We start from the raw sequence: 15432 nt of genomic DNA, 5'->3' as shown, positions 1-15432 counted from the left end.
GTCAAGCCGGGCGCTTGGAACGATCCACGAAAAGTTGACAGGCTCGATGGCCGGCGCGTATTGTCAAGGGAATCAGCTGATTCATAGGCTCTTGGCGGACGCCCGAAGGGTGGGCCGCCGCAGGGGAGTTTTGCCATGTCGTGCCATGTTCGCCGTCTGACCGTCGCCTGTCTGGCCCTGTGCCTGGGGCTTGCGACGGCCTGTCAGAAACAGCCAAGCCCGCCGCCGCCCGCGCCCGCGCCCACAGCCGGCCAACGCCTGGACGCGGCCCGCCAGACCGTGCTGGCCGGGGATTGCGCCCGGGCCTTGCCGGAGCTGGAAGCCTTGACCCGCGAGCTGCCCCAGTCCGGGGAGACGTTCTTGCTGCTTGGGCTGTGTCGCGCCAAGCAGGGCCAGTCCGACCGGGCCGAGGCGGCCCTGGCCAAAGCGTCGTCCCTGGAGCCGGGCAATCCGCGTCCCCTGGAGGCGCTGGGCATCCTGCGCTACGGCCAGGGACGCCGGCCCGAGGCCAAGGAAGCCCTGGGCAGGGCGGCCGACCTCAAGTCGGCCAATCCCCAGACCTACTACTACCTCGGCAACCTTGCCATGCAGGCCGGGCAGTGCGTCCAGGCGCTGGATTACTACCGCCTGTCCATGGTCAAGGACCCGGCTTTCGGCGACGCCTTCAAGGAATACCGGGCGGCGGCGGCGGCCTGCTCCAAGTCGGCGCGGCCGACCGTGCCGCCGCCTGGGGCCGCGCCGAAGAAGCCGGCAGTCCCGGCCGCTGCGCCGGCGGCGAAAAAAACGGACGCCAGCCCGCCGGCCGCTCCCGCGTCGCCGTCAGCCCCGGCCGCGCCGAAAAAGGCGGCGACAAGCCCGCCGGCCCCGGCCGCGTCGCCCACGCCGGCTTCTCCCTCCAGTCCGCAATAACGAATCCCCGGTCGAAATCTTCGGCCGGGGATTTTTTTCTTTGGGATTCTGGGCCGGTGGTCTCCAGGCTGCGGCGGCCCGGCTCATGATCGCCGGAGCAACGGCGAGGCCCTTGAACTCTCGGGCATTGGCCGCCCAACTCGCCGGCCCCCACCCAAACCCCTTTAACCCTTTTCCCCTTTTGGGGGGTCTGGGGGCCTCAGGCCCCCAGCCGCCGGAGGCATCTTCCTCTTTCTCTTCCTCTTATTTTCTCACCCTTGGCCGCAGTCCGACGGGTCGCCGCGCAGTTTGTCCAGGCCGTGGGGGATGGCGGCCATGACGGCGGCCAGGGTTTCGCGCACGGCCTTGGGCGAGCCCGGCACGTTTATGACGATGGCCCGGCCCACGGTGCCGGCTGTGGCCCGGGACAGCATGGCGTGGGGGGTTTTGCTCAGGGAGGCCATCAGCATGGCCGTCTCGAAGCCGGGCAGGCGTTTTTCGATGACGCCCAGGGTGGCTTCGGGGGTGGTGTCGCGGGGCGAAAGTCCGGTGCCGCCGGTGGTGACGATGCAGTCAAAGCCCTGGGTTACGGCCAGATCCAGGAGCAGGGCGCGTAGCTCGGCCGGTTCGTCGGGGATGAGGTGCCCCTGGGCCAGGGCGAGGGGCAGGGAGGCGGCGCAGGTTTCGGCGATGGCCGGGCCGGCGGCGTCGGCCCGCAATCCCTGGCTGCCCTTGTCGCTCAGCGTCACCCAGGCCAGGGTCAGCCCCTTTTTCGTGACGGCGAAGGGGGTCTGGCCGGCCGGGAGGACGCCGGCCTCCAGGGCCTTGGCGGTGTAGAGCCGGCTGGCCGGGGCGTCGCCGTCGCCGGGAACCGGGGCGACGCCGACGAGCATGAGGGCCGGTCCGGTCGGCGGGGTCAGGGTCAAGCCAACGGCCAGGCGCGGCAGGCGGCCGGCGGCGACCAGGCGCGGGGTGAAAAGCGCATTGTCGGCGTCAAGGACGGCGACGCGCTCGCCGGCGGCGAGGGTCAGGGGGGCGGCAACGAGGAGAGAGGCTTCCATGGCGGCATCCTTCGCGGGCCTTGCGGTTTTTAGGTGGTTGGGTCAAAAGCGTGGCAACGATACGTCCGGCATGGACGGCTTATCAAGCGAGGAAACCGGATGAAAGGCATCATCTTGGCCGGCGGGTCCGGCACGCGGCTCTATCCCATCACCCGGGTGGTGAGCAAACAGCTTTTGCCCATCTATGACAAGCCCATGATCTACTACCCGTTGTCGGTGCTGATGTTGGCCGGCATCCGGGAAGTACTCATCATATCGACGCCGACGGATCTGCCGCGTTTTCAGGAGATGCTTGGCGACGGCAAGAGCCTTGGCATGTCGTTTTCCTACAAGGTGCAGCCCAAGCCCGAAGGCCTGGCCCAGGCGTTTGTTTTAGGCAAGGACTTCATCGGTTCCGACTCGGTCTGTCTGGTCCTTGGCGACAACATCTTCTACGGCCAGGGCCTGGCCACGGTGCTGCAGCGCTGTGCCAAACTCACCGAGGGTGGCGTGGTCTTCGGCTACAAGGTGCGCGACCCCAAGCGCTACGGCGTGGTGGAGTTCAGCGCCGACAAGCAGGTGATCAGCATCGAGGAAAAGCCCGAGCAGCCCAAGTCGAAGTACGCCGTGACCGGGCTGTATTTCTATGACAACGACGTGGTTTCGGTGGCCGAGGGCCTGACGCCTTCGGCGCGCGGCGAGTTGGAGATCACCGATCTCAACAACGTCTATCTGAAACGGGGCAAGCTCAAGGTGGAATTTCTGGGGCGCGGCTACGCCTGGCTCGACACTGGCACCCACGAATCGCTGCTGCATGCTTCGAGCTTCGTCCAGGCCATCCAGGAACGCCAAGGGGTGCTCGTGGCCTGCCTGGAAGAGATCGCCTACCGCATGGGCTACATCGACGCCGCCCAGGTGGAACGGCTGGCCAAGGACATGCTCAAAAACGACTACGGCCAGTATTTGATGGACATGATCCACGAAGCCTAGTGTAGCGTCCCTTGAAAAACGATAGTATTTTTTTAGAAACAATCATGGTTTAGCTACGTTGCCTACGAAATGCCTTATGCGCTTTTCGTGGACGCGACACTAGCGCCGCATCCCGTGCGCCCAGGCTTTGCCCGGCGCGACAGCGAGCAACGAGGACGCCATGCACTACGACATCGTGTTTCATCTCGATCAGGGCCAGGACGAGCTGAACATTGCGCTGAGCAACATCGCCAACTACTTGAAGGCCTTGGCTAGCGAACAATTCACCGCCGTGCTGCTGGTCAACGGCCCGGCCATCAAGCTCATGGTCAAGGACGCCGACAACTGCGCCAAACTGACGGCGCTTTGCGAACAAGGGTTGGAGTTGCGGGTGTGCAACAACGCCCTGACCCATTTCGGCATCGCCCCGGCCGAGCTGTGCCCTTGCTGCCGCATCGTACCGGCCGGGGTGGTGGAGCTGGTCGATCTGCAGCGACAGGGATTCGCCTACGTCAAGCCCTAGGCAAAGGCCGCCCGACATGCACGCCACCCCCGCCCAGATACTCCAGAAGCACAAGCTCTTCAGCAAACTCAGCGGTCAGGTCGTGTGGAATCTGGCCGAGGAAGCCGGGGCCGGCGAAGGCCAGCTCGACGCCTTCATGGATTTTTTCGAGGGCCAAAAGGCCCGGGCCGTCGCGTTGCTGGAAGCCCTGGCCCGGGACCCGGACGGCTGGCTCATCCTGGAGTTGGACGATCCGGCGACCGCCTGCCCGGCTTGCTCCCGGCTGGCCGGCCTGGCCGTCCCGGCGAACCATCCCGAACTGCTCGACTACTTGCCGCCCTTTGGCCTGGGCTGCCGCCTGACCGGCCGGCCGGGCATCCCGGATCGGCAGCAAGCCGTCGCCGATCTGCCGCCGCCCCCGGTCCACAAGCTGTGCTGCGACGCCCGCTCCCTGACCCGCCTGCTGGCCGAGTTGCCGGACGCCGCCGACACGGCCTGACCCCGGCGGCCAGCCGTCGAGGGCCTGGGTCTCGCCGTCCGGCCAGAGCTTTGCCGCTTCTCACGGACCACGGTCCGAAACGGGCCGGCCCTCCCGATCGTGCCTTCACGCCGGTCGCTCGCCGACCTACAAGTGTACACCTATAATTTATCCATATTTTGCCGGTCACCAATGAACGAAGATTTAGTTTTACGAATTCCACTCTCCCTTATGCAATATTATAAATTCCCCCTGGATCCACTCTTTGGGATGAGTCTTTTAAATATGAGCATGTTATAATTAACTATCTTTTCTTTGCCGCCGCTAAAGCAACCTGCAGCCTCTGCAGTCGTTATACTTTCCATGCTGTGAAACTCCCACCCACCTACCGCCTCCTTGTTAATGAGCAACCCAAAATCAGCGATAGCTTGATCAGCATCATTCTGTGTCTTTATGCTTAAAACCATGGGCGCAGAAACTGTCTTATACTCATAATCCATACAGAACCTCCTTCGAAAGTTTCCAATACTTTTATGGATAGTCTACGCCGCCATTTGGCGGTCTACAACGTACCAGACGCTTCGTTGAAAGCCATAATCCAGTGAGCACTCCAAATTTTTGTACTGCCAGCACCGTATACTCAGAACAGGTTGGCTCAAAGCGACAGCGCAAATGCAAAGGAGACTCTTGACGTTGATACCAGCGAACGCAGAGTATAACAAAAGACTTTATCATTTTACCGATCTCCGCCCAGCAATAATGCTGTTTTTAGATATAGTCCAGAGAAAGTCCCAGCTGACAAAATATGCCGCCCCCCAAACGGCAACGGCCGCCGGCCGTCCGCGACACAGGCGGACAGCCGACGGCCGTCGTTCGGGCAATGCCCTTGGGGCCGGCGTCCCTGACAGGGACGCCGGCACGAGCCTAAGGCCCGATGTAGATGGGCGGCAGGTTGAGCTGGATGCCCGGGGCCGGCGGCGGCACGGGGCGGCAGGCCCCGCCGCGCCAGTAGGTGCCCGGCGGGCAGGCCGGCACGTACGGGTACGGATAGGGGTAGGGGTAGTAGCCCGGCGGCGGCGGCGGCGGCACGGCCACGGGATAGGGCATGCAGCCCCGGGGGCCGTCCCAGAAGTAGCCCGGCGGACAGGGCGGGCGGGCTTCGGCCTCGCTCGCCGCGACCACGGCCGCAGCCATGAAGCCGGCCAGCAGGCACAGACAGAGCAGTTTTCGCATAACCATCTCCTGGCTTGGGGCAGGCCGCAAGACGCGGCCAAGCCTCCGAATCTGGCTTGTGGCACACTCCAGAGGCCTTGGCAAGATGGGCGATTTACGGGCTTACGGAGCCGGCCGGCCGCCCAGGCTGATCTGATTAAGCGCCGCGCCCAGGCGTTCCATGGCTGCCTCGTAGGCCGCCCGGCCGCCGGCTTCGCCGCCGAGGTAGGCGGCCAGGGACGCGGCCGCTTCCCGGAAAGCTTCGTAGTAGCCGATTAAAAGCGTCAGGTCGCGCCGTTCCTCGGGGGCAAGCCTTCCCATGAGCCGGTCCTTGAACACGGCCAGGGTCACGTCGACGTAGTGGGTCATGTCGGCCAGGGCGCGCCCGGCCTGTTCCCGGCCGATAAGCCGCTTTTCCGCCCGCCCGGCCAGTCCGGCCAGGGCCTCGCGGCCAAGCCACAGCCCCTGGCCGGCCAACATGCCGATGGTTTGCAGCATGACCTCGCGACCCGGGTCCTGGGCCGGAGCCGATGGCTGGGCGGCCGGTCCCGCCCCGGGCGCGGCCGGTCGCGGCCCCGGGGCCGGCCCAACCGACATGCGGGAAGCGGCCAGGGCCGGCGACGCCCCGGCCAGGCTTGCCGCCAGACACAGACCCCAGGCCAGCCGCCGGCCGATCCCCCAAACGTATATTTGCATCTGCCCAACATGGCCCAAGGCCGCCCGGGGCGCAACCCCTTGCCGCGCCCCGCCCCCATGCCTATCTCCGGGCTATTGCAAGGAGAAAACCCATGCGCATCGACCGCGACTGCAACGCCGACCTGCTCTTTGAACTGCGCTACGAAGCCGCCGGCCGTCGCCACACGGTCCGCCACTTCGGTCGCAAGGCCAATTTCTGGCGCGACATCTTCCCGGCCGACCTCGGGGAACGCCTCCTGGGCCTTGCCGCCGGCCAGTCCGTCGAAGTCCGCCTCGCCCCCGGCCGCGACCTGCCGGTCCGCGACCCGGCCAAGGTGCTGCCCCTGGACCGCCGCCGCTTCGCCCCGCGTCCGGTGGACGGCCGCCGCCTGTCCCCGGTCCCGGGCCGGTTCTATCCCCAGGGCGTCCTAGAAGGGCTGGCCGGGGTCTACCCGTCCACCCGCACCCCGTTTCGCCTGCTGGCCGACGACGGGGCGTCCCTGGTCTGCGACTGCAACCATCCTCTGGCCGGCATCGAGGCGAACCTTACGGCCACGGTCCTGGATGTGCGCCCAAAGCCCTGTGAAACTGGCGGTTCGCTCCATGTCTGGCTGGAAGAACTCCTCGACGGCCCGGGCATCGAAACAGGCCTGGCCGGACAGACCGTGCGGTTTATCGCCGAACCCGGCGACTTGTCGCGCCCTGACGAGGGGGCGGACACGGCCTTTTACGCCGCCCCGCGCCTGGTTCCCCACATCGACGCCAAGGCCCGGGAGCGCCTGGCCGCCCACTACGCCACGCTCCTTTCGCCCGGCGACACGGTCCTGGACCTCATGGCCTCCCATCTTTCCCATCTGCCGCCGGAGTTTCCCCTGGGGCCGGTCACCGGCCTTGGCCTCAACGCCGGCGAACTTGCCGCCAACCCGGCCCTGGCCGAGCGGATCGTGGCCGACCTCAACGCCGACCCGACCCTGCCCTTCCCGGATGCCGCCTTTACGGCCGTCGTGTGCGCCATGTCCGTGGAATACCTCGCCGCCCCGGCCGACGTGCTGGCCGAGGCGGCCCGGGTGCTGGCTCCGGGGGGCGTGCTCGCCATCAGCTTCTCCAACCGCTGGTTTCCCCAAAAGGCCGTGCGGCTGTGGAGCGAACTCCACGAATTCGAGCGACTGGGCTTCGTGGCCGGGCTGCTCGAAGCCACGCCGGGCTTCGGCGAGATCGAAACCCTGGCCGAACGCGGCTGGCCCCGCCCGGCCGACGCCCGGGACCGGTTCTGGCCGCTGCACCAGCAAAGCGACCCGCTCTACGCCGTCACGGCCCGGCGCGTCGCGCCTTAGAGACGCGCGCGGGAAGGGACGGGACATGCCTCCGGCGGCCAGGGCTTTGCCCTGGACCCACCGGGGGGATGATCCCCCCGGACCCCTCGACGGAAAAAGGGGGCAAGGGGGGTGAGCGTTGCCGACGACTGGAAGGGGGTTGGGGAGAGCGAAGGCAATCGGGATTGCCGTCCGCCCGGACCGCCCGCTCCCACATCCCGCGAAAGGGGCGACCGAACGCCAAAAAGGCCGCTCTCCCGGAGGGAGCGGCCTTTGAACATCGGGTCGGACCGGCGGACGCCGGGCGCGGCCTAGTGGTCTTCTTTCAGAAACTGGCGGATACGGATGAAAGCGACGGTCACGATGATGGCCATGTACACATAAATGGCCGTGACCCCGAAGAAGCCTTGTTCGGTGGAATGGCCCATGTTCGTGACGAGTTCCGAAACCATGCTCATAGCCTTACTCCTTCGGGTCGATCGTGAAATTGGTGACGATGTCCATACGCCGTCCCGGCCGTTTTCGTCAACCGTCGCGTGGCGTTTGGCCGTCCCTTGATCCGCGCGGCAATCTGGAGGGATGCCGGCCGGGCCGCTTCCGTTTTTTCCCCAGGCAGTGTATCTGTTACTCTGGTGAGGTAAGCGTGGAGCAGCCCAGTCCCCTCCCCCCTGCAAAGGGCTTTTGGATCGCCCCCATGGCCGGCGCGGCCACGGCGGGGGTGCTTGCCGTGGCGTTGGTACTGGCGGCCGGCTGGTATCGTGAACATTTATGGCTGGTCTGGGCCCCCGGCGACTTGCGTCTTTTTTATGCGGTATTGGCGCTTTGCGTCGGGTTGCCGGCGGTGTTGGTGGGATTTTGCGCCGACCGCCAACTCCGGTTGCGTCAGGCCCTGGCCGGCCGCGAGGCCGAAGCGGCCCGCATCAGCGAAACCCTGGCCCGCACCCAACGGGGGCTGGTGGCCCTGGGCGCGGTCAGCCACGAACTGCTCCGGGCCACCGACCGTGACAGCCTGATCCAAAACATCTGCACCATCTTGGTGGAACAAGCCGGCTACAGTCTGGCCTGGGTGGGCTTGGCCGAACCCGGTCCAGACAAGCGGGTTCGGGTGGCGGCCTGGGCCGGACAGGACGGAACCTGGCTCGACGCCCTGGGCCTGCGCTACGATGACTCGCCCCAGGGCCGAGGCCCCACGGGCACGGCCATCCGTCTGGGGCAACCGGTCATTGTCGCCGATATGCACGAAGAGGCGTTTTTCCGCGACTGGCCGGCCCGTCCCGAGGCTCTGGGCCGCTATCGCAGCGCCTTTTCCTTTCCTCTGCGCCAGGCCGGACGTGTGGCCGGGGCGCTGACTATCTTCGAGCTGTCGCGACGGGATTTTGGCGACGAGGAACTCCGGCTGCTCACCCGCATGGCCGACGACGCCTCCCACGGTCTGGAGCTGTTGCGCCTGTCCCAGAGCCGGGACCGCACGACGACCCTGTTGCGCCAGGCGCTTCGCATGGGCGCGGCCATGTCGCGCACGGCCCTGGATCTGGCCGGCGGCGGCCAGGACCTGCGCGAGCTGGCCGCCCGGACCCTGCGCCACGCCCTGTGGCTGACCGGCAGCCCCATCGGGGCCATCGGCATGTCCTCGCGGCCCACCGGACGCCTGGACTGGCTGGCCGTGGCCACGGCCGACGGGACCATCCGCTCCCTGCCGCCCGAGGACTGCACCCTTTTTCCCGACGACGCCGGCCGGTTCGCCGGCCCCTTTGCCGAGGCCATAAACGTCGGCAAACCCGTTATGGTCAATCATGGCGCTGATCTCGACGGCTACGGCCCGCCCGATGCGGCGTTTTTGCGGGTGTCGCGGTTTCTGGCCATGCCGCTGCGGCGCGAGCAGCGCGTGGTCGGCGTGCTGCTGTTGGCCGACGCGCCCAGGCCCTACGCCGAACGGGACATTCGCGGCACGGGCCGGCTGGCGGTGCTCTACGGCATGGCGGCGGCCCGGCGGCGCATCGAGAAGGATCTGATCGCGGCCCGGCGGCGGGCCGAGGCGGCCAGCGAGGCCAAAACCCAGTTTCTCGCCAACATCAGCCACGAGCTGCGCACCCCCATAAACGGCATCCTGGGCATGGCCCAACTGGCCGTGCTGGAGGGCGGCACGGCCGGCCAGAACGAATACTGGCAGACCGTGCGCGACGCCACCGACAAGCTCATCGAAATTGTGGACAATTTGCTGGAACTGGCCAACGTCGAGTCCGGGTCGCTATCGCCCATGCTGCGGGAATTCAGCCTGCGCCGGCTGGCGGAATCCCTTCGCGGCTCGTTTTCGGTGCGTGCCGGCCTGGCCGGCCTGTCGTTTAGCTTCGACCTTGACGGCGCCTTGCCGGACAAGCTTCTGGGCGATCCCTTCCGGCTGCGCCAGATTCTCTCCAACCTCATCGATAACGCCATCCGTTTCACCCCGTCGGGCAGCGTGACGGTGCGGGTGCGCCGGCTGGAGCCGCTGGCGGCCGTGGCCCAGCGGCGGGTGCTGGTGGCGGCGGATTTCAGCGGCCTGTGCCTGGAGTTCGCCATCTCCGACACCGGCATCGGCATCCCCGTGGCCATGCAGGCGGCCATCTTCGAGACGTTCGTCCTGGCCGAGGAGCCGCTGACCAAGCGCTACGGCGGCACGGGCATGGGGCTATCCATCGCCCGGCGGCTGGCCGAGCTCCTTGGCGGCAGCATCCGGGTGGAGAGCCGGCCGGAATACGGCAGCACGTTCTATCTGGCCGTGCCGCTGTGGCTGGCCAGTCCGCCCATGGACGACGACGGGGGTGAGGACCGCGAACCGGTGCGGCTGCCGCGGCTGCGCATCATGGTTGTCGAGGACGAGGCGGTGAACCGCCTGGCCCTGGCGAGGGGGCTTCGCAAGCTTGGCCACGACGTCATCGAGGCGGGCAACGGCGAGGACGCCTTGCGGCGGCTGTCCATGGAGCCGGTGGACGTGGTGGTGATGGACATCCAGATGCCGGTGATGGACGGGCTGACGGCCGTGGCCCACATCCGCAACGGCGAGGTGCCGGGCACGAACCGGCGCTTGCCGGTGGTGGCGTTGACGGCCTACGCCCTGGAAGGCGACCGTGAACGGTTCCTGGCCGCCGGCATGGACGAGTTCGTGACAAAGCCCTGCGACATGGACGCGCTGCTGCGGGCCGTGGCCAAGGTGGTCAAGGACAAGCCGGCGGCCTGAGCGGTCAGGCCGCCGGTGCGAACGGACGCAGCGTCGAGGGAGTTACGGATTGCCCTGCTGGGCAGGCTGCGTCTTGGTTCCTCGTACCTTGTCAATGGCCGACGCCTTCACCGAGTCGACCACGGCTAAAACGAAATCCTCGGAATAGCCGGCCACAAAGCTCCAGAAGGCCAGTTTGGCCCACTCGCTGAAACTCAACCCGGATGATCGGTACATGTCGATGATCGTGCCGCTATATTGCGCGGGATCATCTGTTTTGAAATTAGGAAATATTGGCGACGAGACGATTTGCGATAAAAAGAAAAAGTAGAGAATGACGGCCAAAATTCCGCCGATAAGTGGGCTTATATACAGGTGCAGCAATGACGTTGCATACAATTCAAGCGCTTCCTCGTCCATTGTCTGAAGTCGGCGGTGTATGCTGATAAATCCGCCGACGCCTCCAATCAAAAAGACCACCAGAGGAGTTGAAAGCGGAAGCCCCAAGAAATATGTCCCTGTCGTCCAAACCGTGAAGGCCGCAGCCACGTAAAACAGGCCAAGGAAAAGCTTGACTGTTACGAGTTTAATTTTTTCTTGTCGAATGCCCATTGCTGCCTCCTGTGGAATAAGTTTGTTTATTTCATAAACTCTATTCTCCTCCTGTTGTCTAGCTCGTCCGCTGCCGGTCCAGCCCCCGCAGATTGACCGCCTCAGCCAGATGCTCCACCCGAAGCCCGGCCTCGCCGTCGAGATCGGCGATGGTGCGCGCGATGCGTAGCACCCGGGTATGCGACCGGGCCGACAAGCCCAAGCGCCGCACAGCACCCTCCATGAAGCCGTGACCCTCTTCCGACAGCCGGCAATGGGCCGAGAGATGCCGCCCGGACAGCCGGCCGTTGACCGTAAACGGCAGCCCGGCGTAGCGCGCCGCCTGCACCTCGCGGGCGGCCAACACCCGCTTCCGCATGGTGGCCGAGGTTGTGGGCGAAGCCTCGGCCCGCAGTTCCTTATACGGCACCGCCGGCACTTCCACCTGCAAATCGATGCGATCCAAAAGCGGCCCGGACAGCCGCGACCGGTAGCGCCGCACCTCGGCCTCGCCGCAGGTGCAGGCATGGCGCTCGTCGCCCAGATAGCCGCAGGGGCATGGGTTCATGGCGCACACCAGCATCACGTCGGCCGGGTAGGCCAGCGACACCGCCGCCCGGGCGATGGTCACCTTGCCGTCTTCCAGGGGCTGGCGCAGCACTTCCAGCACGGACTTCTTGAATTCCGGCAGTTCGTCGAGAAAAAGCACCCCCCGGTGGGCCATGGACACCTCGCCTGGCCGGGGGTAGGAGCCGCCGCCAATCAGCCCGGCGTCGGAAATGGTGTGGTGGGGGCTGCGAAAAGGGCGCAGTGTCAAAAGCCCCTCGCCGTCCAGGCGGCCGGACACCGAATAGATGGTCGTGACCTCCAGGGCCTCCTCGAAGGACAGGGGCGGCAGCACCGTGGGCAGGCGCTTGGCCAGCATGGTCTTGCCCGAGCCGGGCGGGCCGATAAACAGCAGGTTGTGGCCCCCGGCCGCCGCGATCTCCACCGCCCGCTTGGCATGGTCCTGGCCCTTGACCTCGCTGAAATCCAGCAGCCCCTCCAGGCCGGGCGCGGCCGGGGCGAACGGCTTGGGGGCCACTGGCGACAGTTTCTCCTCGCCAGTGAAAAAATGCAGGGCTTCCAGAAGCGTGGCCGGGGCAAAGACGTCCAGGCCTTCCACCACCGCCGCCTCGGCGGCGTTGGCCGCCGGCGCGATAAGCCCCCGCGCCCCCAGCCGACGGGCCAGGGCGGCCAGGGGCAATACCCCAGGCACGGACCGCAGTTCGCCGGTCAGCGACAGTTCGCCGGCCATGAAATAGCCGGCTGCGGCCTCCGGGGAAAACGCGCCGGTGGCAGCCAAAAGCGCCATGGCCAGGGGCAGGTCGTAGGCCGAACCTTCCTTGCGCATGTCGGCCGGAGCCAGATTGACCGTGATGCGGGCCGGCGGGAGCTTGAGGCCCGCGTTTCGTAGCGCGGCCAGCACCCGCTCCTTGCTCTCCCGCACCGCGCCCTCGGCCAGGCCGACCATGGAAAACGACGGCATGCCCTGGCGCGACAGATCGACTTCCAGAGACACGGGATAGGCCTCGACGCCAAGCAGTGCGGCTGTTCGGATAGAGGAAAGGCTCATAAGCGTTGGAAAACCGATACCGCGCCTGGACGCTCCAGGCAAGGTTTTCGCCGGCCCGGGCTTTTCATTTTATACTGGCGATGCTACCTGTTATGCCGCGACAGTAAATTGTTCTGCATGACACGGGACGGCAAACGGCCAACGACAATGAAACTTCCCCGGTACTTCCAGACCCGCTCCGTGGGCGGCGCGGTGCTCATGACGCTGGTGTGCGTCAACACGCTGCTGTTGGCCGTCTTCGGCTGCATCGACTATTATGGGGAAAGACAGCGGCTGGAAGACGAATTACGTTACGATCTCCGGGTCGTTGCCGAACAATTGTCGGCCAACATGGCCGAACCCCTGTGGTTCCTGGAGTCTGGCAACCTCGCCCGGCTGTTGGACGCGGCCATGAAAAACGACCGGTTGGCCGCCGTGGTGGTCTATGAAGCGGACGACGGCGATTTTCTGGCCGGGCGCAGCCGCGACCGGAGCTGGCGCGCCTCGGCCGTGACGGCCAGGCCGGCCCTGGACAACGTCATCATCGACAGCCGGCCGGTCTATTTCGGCGAGGCCCTGGTCGGCGCCGTCGAGGTCCAGATGACCCGGCGCTATATGGATGACGCCCTCAGGCAGACGCTTTGGCGGGTGGTCCTGCGCATCCTGGCCTTAAACGCCGCCCTGGCCGCCGCCTTGGTCCTGGTGCTGCGCCGCCAGCTCATCCGTCCCCTGGCCAGCCTGGAACGCTACGCCGTCGAGGCCGCCGGTCGCGGCGAGACGGCCGTGCACCCCGAGGGGCTTCGCGGCGAACTCGGCAGCTTGTCCGCCGCCATGCAGGACATGGTCCGCCAGCTCACCGCCGCCCAGGACAAGTATCGGTCCATCTTCGAAAACGCCACCGAGGGCATCTTCCAGACCACCTTTGACGGCCGGCTCCTGGCCGCCAACGCCGCCCTGGCCCGCATGATCGGCTACGCCACGCCCCAGGAGGCCATGGCCTCGATCACCGATCTTTCCCGGGAGCTGTACCAGGACCCCAAGGACCGTGCCCGGCTCCTCGACCAGCTCCTGGCCGAAGGCGCGGTGGCCGGTTTCCAGACCCGGTTCATGCGCCGCGACAAGCAGACCATCTGGGTGCTGGTCAATATCCGGCTGGTGCGCGACGCCGACGGGCGGCCGTTGTATAATGAAGGCACGGTGGTGGACGTCACGGCCCGGGTGCGGGCCGAGCGGAGGCTGGAAATCCTCAATCGCCACCTGCGCGAAGCCGTCAAGGAGCGCACCGGCCGCTTGGCCGTCAAGGCCGCCGAGCTGGAAGCGGCCAACGAGCGCCTGCAAGAGCTCGACCGCCTCAAATCCGGCTTCCTGGCCACGGTCTCCCACGACCTGCGCACCCCGCTGACTTCGATCATGGGCTTCGCCAAACTCATTTCCAGGGATTTCAACAAATTCTTCGCCCCCTTCGCCCCGGGCCACGAGCGCCTGACCCGGCAGGCCGAGCGCATCACCGCTAACCTCGGCATCATCGAAAACGAAGGCGAACGCCTCACACGGCTGATCAATGACTTTCTCGACCTGTCCAAGATCGAGTCCGGCCGGGCTCAGTGGCGCGACACCGAAGTGGACGTCTCGGCTGCCCTGTCCCGGGCGGCCAATGCTGTCAGCGCCGATTTCGCGGCCAAGCCCGAGGTGCGCTTCACCATGGCCCTCGAAGGCGGCTTGCCGCCGCTTTACATCGACCCCGACCGGCTGACCCAGGTGCTCGTGAACCTGCTTGGCAACGCGGCCAAGTTCACCGACCAGGGCGAAGTCAAACTGGCCGCCGCCGCGTCGGACGGCCTGCTACGGGTGGTGGTCACGGACACGGGCCATGGCATCCCCAGGGAATCGCTGGAAAAGATCTTCGACAAATTCCATCAGGCGCAAATCGGCGACACCATGGAGGAACACGGCCGCCGCCAGGGCACGGGCCTGGGCCTGGCCATCTGCCGCCAGATCGTCGAGCACTACAAGGGCCGGGTCTGGGCCGAATCCGAGCTTGGGCGCGGCAGCACGTTCATTCTGGAGCTGCCCCTGGCCGGACCGCCGCCCGCCGAGGACGGCCAGGACCAGCCGGCCTGAACCGCCCAACGCCTCACGCCGCGCCGGTCGTTCCACGGCCGGACAACAAGAAACCGCCGCCGCCCCTGTCCGGGACGGCGGCGGTCGTCTTACGATGGCCCAGAGCTACTCGCCGGTTTTGGCCGGCTGGACGCAGCCCGGCCGGGCGGCCAGGGTCTCGCCGGCGATGCGGATGTCCGTGGCGTCGCCCACCGCCCCCATCTTGAAGAACTTGCCCGTGCCCACATGATACTCCAGACGGTTGATGGCGAACTGGGCCTCGTAGCCGGTGACGTCCACGCAGGGCATCATGGGATGGGGCTTGGTCCCGAGCAGGCGCACCGGAATGGTCACCTCCCTGGTCACGTCCTTGATGGTCAGCTTGCCGGTGACCCGGGCCAGCCGCGTGCCGGCCGAGACGATGCGGCTGCTCTCGAAACGCATTTCCGGGTAGACGGCCGTATCCAGGAAATCCGCCGTGCGCAGGTGCTTGTCCCGGGCGGCCACGCCCGTGTCCACGCTGTCGGTCTTGACGCTAAAGGCGATGCGCCCGTCGGCCGGCTTGCGCGGCGGGATGGCGACGACACCGGACACGGCGTCAAACCGGCCGGCCACCGGGGCCACGATGTGGCGTATCCAGAAGGTGGCCGAGGTGTGGGCGCTGTCCAGGGTCGCGCCGTCCACCACCGGCCCGGCTTCGGGCTTGGCTTCGGGCTTGGCCGGGGCGGCTGGCGCGTCGGTCGGGGCCGGAGTCTCGGCGGCCGCCAGCAACAGGAAGTCGGCGGCCGGCCCGGCCTGGGCCGAGGCAGGCATGGCCGTCAGCGCCAGAACGGCCAGGGCAAAGGCAACGATGGTGCGACAATACGACATGAAA

General features: G+C 66.5%; 16 protein-coding genes. 7 read left to right on the top strand and 9 right to left on the bottom strand.

Going from position 1 to position 15432, the window contains the following annotated elements; all coding sequences use genetic code 11:
* Positions 1-135: 135 nt before the first annotated feature.
* The gene (locus tag DMR_RS24750) at positions 136-909 is read left to right on the top strand and encodes a tetratricopeptide repeat protein (RefSeq protein ID WP_015862547.1); all 774 of its coding nucleotides are present in this window, start codon (positions 136-138) and stop codon (positions 907-909) included.
* Between the two features lie 251 nt (positions 910-1160).
* On the opposite strand, the gene DMR_RS18390 is transcribed toward DMR_RS24750, so the two are convergent.
* Positions 1161-1949 carry a MogA/MoaB family molybdenum cofactor biosynthesis protein gene (locus DMR_RS18390; RefSeq protein ID WP_043601092.1) on the bottom strand — a complete coding sequence of 263 codons (789 nt, stop codon included), beginning with the start codon at positions 1947-1949 and terminating at the stop codon, positions 1161-1163.
* 99 nt (positions 1950-2048) lie between these two features.
* Between DMR_RS18390 and rfbA the strand changes: the two genes are divergently transcribed.
* The 3 genes from rfbA (at position 2049) to DMR_RS18375 (ending at position 3898) form a co-directional block, all read left to right on the top strand.
* The gene (gene rfbA / locus DMR_RS18385) at positions 2049-2918 is read left to right on the top strand and encodes a glucose-1-phosphate thymidylyltransferase RfbA (RefSeq protein ID WP_015862545.1); all 870 of its coding nucleotides are present in this window, start codon (positions 2049-2051) and stop codon (positions 2916-2918) included.
* A 160-nt stretch (positions 2919-3078) separates the two neighbouring features.
* A complete protein-coding gene (locus DMR_RS18380) occupies positions 3079-3420 on the top strand; it encodes a DsrE family protein (protein ID WP_015862544.1) in 342 nt (113 codons plus the stop codon).
* A gap of 16 nt (positions 3421-3436) precedes the next feature.
* Positions 3437-3898: a hypothetical protein gene (locus DMR_RS18375; RefSeq protein ID WP_015862543.1), complete on the top strand. Its 462-nt coding sequence runs from the start codon at positions 3437-3439 to the stop codon at positions 3896-3898.
* 218 nt (positions 3899-4116) lie between these two features.
* Here the strand turns inward: DMR_RS18375 and DMR_RS18370 are convergent, their stop codons facing one another.
* From DMR_RS18370 to DMR_RS18360, 4 genes are all read right to left on the bottom strand, one after another.
* Complete coding sequence (locus DMR_RS18370) at positions 4117-4377, bottom strand: DUF4177 domain-containing protein (protein WP_043601089.1); 261 nt, start codon at positions 4375-4377, stop codon at positions 4117-4119.
* A gap of 31 nt (positions 4378-4408) precedes the next feature.
* Entirely contained in the window at positions 4409-4612 is a 204-nt protein-coding gene (gene yidD, locus DMR_RS23865) for a membrane protein insertion efficiency factor YidD (protein WP_015862542.1), read from the bottom strand.
* Positions 4613-4801: 189 nt separating this feature from the next.
* On the bottom strand, positions 4802-5110 hold the full coding sequence (locus tag DMR_RS18365) for a hypothetical protein (RefSeq protein WP_006919412.1): 309 nt from the start codon (positions 5108-5110) through the stop codon (positions 4802-4804).
* Positions 5111-5212: 102 nt separating this feature from the next.
* Positions 5213-5785, bottom strand: coding sequence for a hypothetical protein (locus DMR_RS18360; protein ID WP_015862541.1), 573 nt, complete (start codon positions 5783-5785; stop codon positions 5213-5215).
* 92 nt (positions 5786-5877) lie between these two features.
* Between DMR_RS18360 and DMR_RS18355 the strand changes: the two genes are divergently transcribed.
* Positions 5878-7098, top strand: a complete 1221-nt coding sequence (locus tag DMR_RS18355) for a methyltransferase domain-containing protein (RefSeq protein WP_052279015.1) — start codon at positions 5878-5880, stop codon at positions 7096-7098.
* Positions 7099-7388: 290 nt separating this feature from the next.
* On the opposite strand, the gene DMR_RS25105 is transcribed toward DMR_RS18355, so the two are convergent.
* Complete coding sequence (locus DMR_RS25105; RefSeq protein WP_173362485.1) at positions 7389-7535, bottom strand: hypothetical protein; 147 nt, start codon at positions 7533-7535, stop codon at positions 7389-7391.
* Positions 7536-7771: 236 nt separating this feature from the next.
* On the opposite strand from DMR_RS25105, the gene DMR_RS18350 reads away from it, so the two are divergent.
* Entirely contained in the window at positions 7772-10294 is a 2523-nt protein-coding gene (locus DMR_RS18350; RefSeq protein ID WP_232502832.1) for a hybrid sensor histidine kinase/response regulator, read from the top strand.
* Between the two features lie 42 nt (positions 10295-10336).
* On the opposite strand, the gene DMR_RS18345 is transcribed toward DMR_RS18350, so the two are convergent.
* Both DMR_RS18345 and DMR_RS18340 read right to left on the bottom strand, forming a co-directional pair.
* A complete protein-coding gene (locus DMR_RS18345) occupies positions 10337-10885 on the bottom strand; it encodes an inorganic phosphate transporter (RefSeq protein ID WP_015862538.1) in 549 nt (182 codons plus the stop codon).
* A 58-nt stretch (positions 10886-10943) separates the two neighbouring features.
* Positions 10944-12479 carry a YifB family Mg chelatase-like AAA ATPase gene (locus DMR_RS18340; RefSeq protein ID WP_015862537.1) on the bottom strand — a complete coding sequence of 512 codons (1536 nt, stop codon included), beginning with the start codon at positions 12477-12479 and terminating at the stop codon, positions 10944-10946.
* Between the two features lie 147 nt (positions 12480-12626).
* Here DMR_RS18340 and DMR_RS18335 point away from each other — a divergent pair, with 147 nt between their 5' ends.
* Positions 12627-14579 carry a sensor histidine kinase gene (locus tag DMR_RS18335; protein ID WP_043601084.1) on the top strand — a complete coding sequence of 651 codons (1953 nt, stop codon included), beginning with the start codon at positions 12627-12629 and terminating at the stop codon, positions 14577-14579.
* A gap of 105 nt (positions 14580-14684) precedes the next feature.
* Here the strand turns inward: DMR_RS18335 and DMR_RS18330 are convergent, their stop codons facing one another.
* Positions 14685-15428: a YceI family protein gene (locus tag DMR_RS18330; protein WP_015862535.1), complete on the bottom strand. Its 744-nt coding sequence runs from the start codon at positions 15426-15428 to the stop codon at positions 14685-14687.
* Positions 15429-15432 lie beyond the last annotated feature (4 nt).

Origin of the sequence: Solidesulfovibrio magneticus RS-1, assembly GCF_000010665.1 — a bacterium.
GTDB classification, from domain to species: Bacteria; Desulfobacterota; Desulfovibrionia; order Desulfovibrionales; family Desulfovibrionaceae; genus Solidesulfovibrio; species Solidesulfovibrio magneticus.
This window is presented reverse-complemented; position numbering and strand designations above follow the sequence as displayed.

What these genes read in the sequence shown, in the direction of transcription:
- DMR_RS24750 (WP_015862547.1), top strand. Translation starts at nt 136, where the DNA reads ATGTCGTGCCATGTTCGCCGTCTGACCGTCGCCTGTCTGGCCCTGTGC.
- DMR_RS18390 (WP_043601092.1), bottom strand. Translation starts at nt 1,949, where the DNA reads ATGGAAGCCTCTCTCCTCGTTGCCGCCCCCCTGACCCTCGCCGCCGGC.
- rfbA (WP_015862545.1), top strand. Translation starts at nt 2,049, where the DNA reads ATGAAAGGCATCATCTTGGCCGGCGGGTCCGGCACGCGGCTCTATCCC.
- DMR_RS18380 (WP_015862544.1), top strand. Translation starts at nt 3,079, where the DNA reads ATGCACTACGACATCGTGTTTCATCTCGATCAGGGCCAGGACGAGCTG.
- DMR_RS18375 (WP_015862543.1), top strand. Translation starts at nt 3,437, where the DNA reads ATGCACGCCACCCCCGCCCAGATACTCCAGAAGCACAAGCTCTTCAGC.
- DMR_RS18370 (WP_043601089.1), bottom strand. Translation starts at nt 4,377, where the DNA reads ATGGATTATGAGTATAAGACAGTTTCTGCGCCCATGGTTTTAAGCATA.
- yidD (WP_015862542.1), bottom strand. Translation starts at nt 4,612, where the DNA reads ATGATAAAGTCTTTTGTTATACTCTGCGTTCGCTGGTATCAACGTCAA.
- DMR_RS18365 (WP_006919412.1), bottom strand. Translation starts at nt 5,110, where the DNA reads ATGCGAAAACTGCTCTGTCTGTGCCTGCTGGCCGGCTTCATGGCTGCG.
- DMR_RS18360 (WP_015862541.1), bottom strand. Translation starts at nt 5,785, where the DNA reads ATGCAAATATACGTTTGGGGGATCGGCCGGCGGCTGGCCTGGGGTCTG.
- DMR_RS18355 (WP_052279015.1), top strand. Translation starts at nt 5,878, where the DNA reads ATGCGCATCGACCGCGACTGCAACGCCGACCTGCTCTTTGAACTGCGC.
- DMR_RS25105 (WP_173362485.1), bottom strand. Translation starts at nt 7,535, where the DNA reads ATGAGCATGGTTTCGGAACTCGTCACGAACATGGGCCATTCCACCGAA.
- DMR_RS18350 (WP_232502832.1), top strand. Translation starts at nt 7,772, where the DNA reads ATGGCCGGCGCGGCCACGGCGGGGGTGCTTGCCGTGGCGTTGGTACTG.
- DMR_RS18345 (WP_015862538.1), bottom strand. Translation starts at nt 10,885, where the DNA reads ATGGGCATTCGACAAGAAAAAATTAAACTCGTAACAGTCAAGCTTTTC.
- DMR_RS18340 (WP_015862537.1), bottom strand. Translation starts at nt 12,479, where the DNA reads ATGAGCCTTTCCTCTATCCGAACAGCCGCACTGCTTGGCGTCGAGGCC.
- DMR_RS18335 (WP_043601084.1), top strand. Translation starts at nt 12,627, where the DNA reads ATGAAACTTCCCCGGTACTTCCAGACCCGCTCCGTGGGCGGCGCGGTG.
- DMR_RS18330 (WP_015862535.1), bottom strand. Translation starts at nt 15,428, where the DNA reads ATGTCGTATTGTCGCACCATCGTTGCCTTTGCCCTGGCCGTTCTGGCG.